The sequence below is a fragment of the Okeania sp. genome (assembly GCF_035285525.1).
In the GTDB taxonomy this organism is placed as follows: domain Bacteria; phylum Cyanobacteriota; class Cyanobacteriia; order Cyanobacteriales; family Microcoleaceae; genus Trichodesmium.
This window is the reverse complement of sequence record NZ_JAYKGW010000199.1, coordinates 1-3,571: the sequence shown is the minus strand read 5'-3', so window position 1 is coordinate 3,571 and position 3,571 is coordinate 1. Positions and strand designations below refer to the sequence as shown.

The 3,571-nt window shown below is 29.9% G+C and carries 6 protein-coding genes; 2 read left to right on the top strand and 4 right to left on the bottom strand.

Annotated elements, in window-relative coordinates; translation table 11 throughout:
- Nucleotides 1-343: 343 nt before the first annotated feature.
- Nucleotides 344-769 (bottom strand): PIN domain-containing protein, encoded by a 426-nt coding sequence (locus VKJ25_RS19105; protein WP_324238229.1) that lies wholly within the window; start codon nt 767-769, stop codon nt 344-346.
- A 3-nt stretch (nt 770-772) separates the two neighbouring features.
- Nucleotides 773-1,000 (bottom strand): hypothetical protein, encoded by a 228-nt coding sequence (locus VKJ25_RS19100; protein WP_324238228.1) that lies wholly within the window; start codon nt 998-1,000, stop codon nt 773-775.
- A 353-nt stretch (nt 1,001-1,353) separates the two neighbouring features.
- Between VKJ25_RS19100 and VKJ25_RS19095 the strand changes: the two genes are divergently transcribed.
- Nucleotides 1,354-1,554, top strand: coding sequence for a type II toxin-antitoxin system VapB family antitoxin (locus VKJ25_RS19095; RefSeq protein WP_324238227.1), 201 nt, complete (start codon nt 1,354-1,356; stop codon nt 1,552-1,554).
- Nucleotides 1,551-1,949, top strand: coding sequence for a type II toxin-antitoxin system VapC family toxin (gene vapC, locus VKJ25_RS19090; protein ID WP_324238226.1), 399 nt, complete (start codon nt 1,551-1,553; stop codon nt 1,947-1,949). The genes VKJ25_RS19095 and vapC overlap by 4 nt, the downstream gene beginning before the upstream one ends.
- A 439-nt stretch (nt 1,950-2,388) precedes the next feature.
- On the opposite strand, the gene VKJ25_RS19085 is transcribed toward vapC, so the two are convergent.
- Both VKJ25_RS19085 and VKJ25_RS19080 read right to left on the bottom strand, forming a co-directional pair.
- Nucleotides 2,389-2,769, bottom strand: a complete 381-nt coding sequence (locus VKJ25_RS19085) for a hypothetical protein (RefSeq protein ID WP_324238225.1) — start codon at nt 2,767-2,769, stop codon at nt 2,389-2,391.
- Between the two features lie 43 nt (nt 2,770-2,812).
- Nucleotides 2,813-3,271, bottom strand: a complete 459-nt coding sequence (locus VKJ25_RS19080) for a DUF6232 family protein (protein ID WP_324238224.1) — start codon at nt 3,269-3,271, stop codon at nt 2,813-2,815.
- Nucleotides 3,272-3,571 lie beyond the last annotated feature (300 nt).

Sequence of the window (3,571 nt, the reverse complement as noted above, 5' to 3'; positions counted from 1 at the left end):
TCGTAGAAAATACTGTCTGTTTTCACCATTTATTACCTGTTTTTACTGTAATCAACTAATGGCTAAATCCTTATTTTTTTAACATATAAAATTTAAAATAATCACTAAATTAACTTTTTAAATATACAGAAAGTTATGGTCTAATTATAACACTTATAGCTAATAAATAAATATAGATTTAATACATTTATAGAAAAGGTTTTGGAATAAATTATTTGTGTTGGGTTTATCCTACGGATAAGCTGCGCTAACATTGCCTCAACCCAACCTACAAATACTAAAAGGTTAGGATATTTCACTTTCAAAAGAATAATTTTCTTCAACTATACAAAAAATATAAATATCAATTATTTGGTTCAAATAACTTTATAAAACCCTTTCGTTGTAATCCCTCTTTAAGTTTTTTATCTCCCGTCCAAAGCAAGCCATTTAATTCTATAGTTAGAGCTATATGAGGAGTATCGGTTTCATCAATATCCTGGCATAACTGATATGCTGTTACTAAATTTTCAGGTAATATCAAGTCTTCTTTATAGAGATTAATACATTTAAGCAGTGTCTGATAAATCTTAATAATTTCCTCTTCAGTTAATTGACTAGCTTTTAGTATTTTTTCCTTACGCTTAAATAATTCTACCAGCACTTGCTCGCAGATAAAAAAGTCATAATTTGAATTTAGTAGTAATTCACTAAAACTGGATTTTTCTTTGAGTAATGTTGAAAATAAAATATTTGTATCAACAATAATAGGTACTTTGTTTTTAATCATAGTTTATGACTTGAAAATCTTAGATTTGATTTTTGACCAAACAGCCGAGTCAATTTCATTTGCTAATTCAGAGGCTACTTCTTCAGTTAGTTGACTGCTTTGACTTATTGCCTCAAATTCAAGATGATTTAGTAGTTGTATTAGTTGTTGATAATTAGTTGTTTTTTTATCAAGCTTAATGATTATATTTTGTTCGTCAACCGTAAGGTTGTAACGAGGGTTATTAGACATAGTTTTTTTTGAGATAATTAGTTGTTTTAATTATAGCATTTACAGGGGTTTTCATTTCATTAGAACAAAGTAGGGACGTTCCATAGAACGTCCCTACAAGGCTTTGGTTATTTTATTAATCAAAGAAACTCTGTATGGCTGATAAATAAATATAGATTTAGAGACAAGGTTTTGGCAGAAATTATTTGTGTTGGGTTTCGTTACCTCAACCCAACCTGTAACTGATGGGCAACTGGTAATAATTCAATTGTCATAAGTAGCTATCCGGAAAAATTGCGCGGGTGTACCTCTGCAAAAATAGCCACTTTTTTGTTATAATAATTTTGTCACATATTACTAAAAAAAATAAATATATGATAACTAATATTAATGTTGACGAAAAACTCCTTAACGAAGCTCTAGCTTTGAGCGATCAGTCAACAGTAAATCTATTGATTGAAGCAGCTTTGTGTGAGTATATTCAACGTCGCCAACAACTGAAAATATTAGAATTATTTGGTACTATTGAATATGAAGAGAATTATAATTATAAGCAACAAAGACAAAAAATATGAATGTGGTAGTTGATACTTCTGTTTGGTCTCTTGCATTGCGACGCAATACACCAAGTAATTTAATTTCTATTGTTAATAAATTGAGAAATTTAATTACAGATGGACGAGTTGTTTTACTGGGGGTAGTTCGTCAGGAAGTTCTTTCAGGTATTCGCTATCAAGAACAATTTATTAGATTAAGAGAATATTTGCGTGCTTTTGCTGATTTACAGTTAACAACTGAAGATTATGAGCTAGCAGCAGAATTTTTTAATACTTGTCGTAGTCATGGTATTCAGGGTTCAAATACTGATTTTTTAATTTGTGCAGTAGCTCATAACCGTGGTTATAGTATTTTTACTACTGATAAAGATTTTGATAATTTTCGGTTGTATATTCCAGTTGTGTTGTATTAGATATATTGGCAAATTAAGGAATATTTTTTGATAATTGATGATAAATAAATATAGATTTAGAGACAAAGTTTGGGAATAAATTATTTGCGTTGGGTTTATCCTACGGATAAGCTACGCTAACGTTACCTCAACCCAACCTACAACTCGATAATTTTTCCTTTTTTTATTCCTTTTACTAACATAAAGTTAATTTTTTAAATATACAGAAAGTTTTGATTTAATTATAACACTTATGGCAGTTTTCATTTAATTAGAACACAGTAGGGGCGATTCGCGAATCGCCCCTACAAGATTTTGGTTATAATGATGTGGTTTATTAAGGGTAAAAAATGGTGTATGGTTGATAAATAAATATAGATATAGAGATAAGGTTTTGGCATAAATTATTTGTGTTGGGTTTCGTTACCTCAACCCAACCTACAAACATTACCTCAATAATTTATTTAAGGATAAACACTTCTTCTACAAATTTAATAAAGAATTGAGCGCCGGGATGATCAATCATTGTTTCTAAAGCTGCTAAACTTCCCTCTTTTACTCCTCGCATAATTCGAGATTTTAACTGAGGATTTTTATCAACTTTCTTGACAGCTTTAGCACTTAAATCTTCATAACTATCATTAGGATAATCTGCTGAAAGTTGATTTAGTAGAGCTTTAATTTCTTGAGCTGCTTGTGCTAAGTCTTGATCATTATTTATTTGGGTATCAATATTATCGCGCATGATTCTTTTATCAATGCCAGTATTGAAAGTTCCTGATTGGTTAATAATGTCTCCATTAGCACGGTTATAATTAGTTTGTTGCCCATGATTATTCATATTTTTTACTCTCCATATAATCTAAGTAAATAGTATTTTGTAACTAACCAACTCGAACTCCATTTTCAAAGGAACCGCTTTGGTTTATAATATCTCCATCAGAAATATTGAAGGTATAATTAGCAGCTTGCTCCTGTTTATTCATAATTCTGGTAATTGTTTGAATAATTTTGTCGATGAGACCTTCATCTTTAGATGTGAGCAATTTTGCACTTCCAGCGCTTGTTTCTATGGTAATACCGTATCTTTTACCCTTAGTAAATCGCTCTATAATCCCTAATCCAGTTACAAAAATTACGCTAAATGCAAACCACTGTACATCTGGATTACTTCTCATCCATTCAATTCCAATCAAACTGAGAATTACGCCAACAAAGATAAAATTTAATTTGAAAAAAAACTTTGGTTTTAATCGGTACTTTCCAACAGAAGTAATATTTCTAACTTGGTAAACTTTGTTAGCCAAAGTAATGGTATTGTTAGTTATGTTTAATGTACTCATTTCGATGCCCTAAGATTTATAAGAAATATCTTTTTTTTGTCTAAAGAAAATACTCCTTAACTTTAGTTATCCTTGAACGTTTATATTAACTAATTGCTCAAGATATTATCATTTTAATCAAGCTATGTTAATATTGACGATTCGGAAAAAGACGGATAAAGACGGGGATTTTATTAAAAAAATATAAAAAAGACGGATAATGAAGGATAATAGCGGAGATAATCTTAGCCAAAATTAACTGTAAAAACAATGGACTGGCAAACAGTTTTAAATTCAATTGATGAGTTAGTCTTTCAGCAA

Bases quoted from the DNA above. Each gene is read 5' to 3' on its own strand.
- VKJ25_RS19105 (WP_324238229.1), bottom strand. From the start codon at position 769: ATGATTAAAAACAAAGTACCTATTATTGTTGATACAAATATTTTATTT.
- VKJ25_RS19100 (WP_324238228.1), bottom strand. From the start codon at position 1,000: ATGTCTAATAACCCTCGTTACAACCTTACGGTTGACGAACAAAATATA.
- VKJ25_RS19095 (WP_324238227.1), top strand. From the start codon at position 1,354: ATGATAACTAATATTAATGTTGACGAAAAACTCCTTAACGAAGCTCTA.
- vapC (WP_324238226.1), top strand. From the start codon at position 1,551: ATGAATGTGGTAGTTGATACTTCTGTTTGGTCTCTTGCATTGCGACGC.
- VKJ25_RS19085 (WP_324238225.1), bottom strand. From the start codon at position 2,769: ATGAATAATCATGGGCAACAAACTAATTATAACCGTGCTAATGGAGAC.
- VKJ25_RS19080 (WP_324238224.1), bottom strand. From the start codon at position 3,271: ATGAGTACATTAAACATAACTAACAATACCATTACTTTGGCTAACAAA.